The following is a 629-nucleotide window of genomic DNA, read 5'->3' as shown; positions in this document are numbered from 1 at the left end:
TCGCGTCCTTCGTCGCCTCTGAGACCCTAGGCATCCCCCGTGTGCTCTTGCTTACTTCGCTTTCGTACCGCTGACCCCATTGCTGGGGTCTGCTCATTCCCTTGCGAGAACAAGCGCGCTACGCTTCGTTTTTGTTACCCCTTACGTCAAAGAACGTGTACTACTCTGGTGTTTAGTAGTGTCGAGACTGACTTCCTATCGAAGTCAGTCGGTATTATTAAAGTGGAGAATAACGGAGTCGAACCGTTGACCCCCTGCGTGCAAGGCAGGTGCTCTAGCCAGCTGAGCTAATCCCCCGAGTTTCGTTTCCAGCAGCAATCCCGCTGGTTACAGTGGGCCTGCGTGGACTCGAACCACGGACCTCTACATTATCAGTGTAGCGCTCTAACCACCTGAGCTACAAGCCCGGGTTTCGACGATACCCGAAGGCAAGCGTAGAATCCGTATTCAAATATTATTTGAATGAGAAAACAAACAAAAACGTAAGCACCAAGCAGCACTTGTCGTAATATAACATCGTGAGCAAGGTCGCTCCAGAAAGGAGGTGATCCAGCCGCACCTTCCGGTACGGCTACCTTGTTACGACTTAGCCCTAGTTACCTGTTCTACCCTAACTGGCTTCGTTGCGG

The 629-nt window shown here is 51.7% G+C and carries 2 tRNA genes and 1 rRNA gene; all 3 read right to left on the bottom strand.

Annotation, left to right across the window (positions count from 1 at the left end):
• Positions 1–223: 223 nt before the first annotated feature.
• Positions 224–297, bottom strand: a tRNA-Ala gene (locus BEN48_RS16445).
• Between the two features lie 36 nt (positions 298–333).
• A tRNA-Ile gene (locus BEN48_RS16440) sits at positions 334–407 on the bottom strand.
• 130 nt (positions 408–537) lie between these two features.
• A 16S ribosomal RNA gene (locus tag BEN48_RS16435) occupies positions 538–629 on the bottom strand; the annotation flags it as partial.

Source organism: Hymenobacter glacialis (genome assembly GCF_001816165.1).
GTDB classification, from domain to species: domain Bacteria; phylum Bacteroidota; class Bacteroidia; order Cytophagales; family Hymenobacteraceae; genus Hymenobacter; species Hymenobacter glacialis.
The sequence above is the reverse complement of the archived record's forward strand: the minus strand, read 5'-3'. Positions and strand labels throughout refer to the sequence as shown.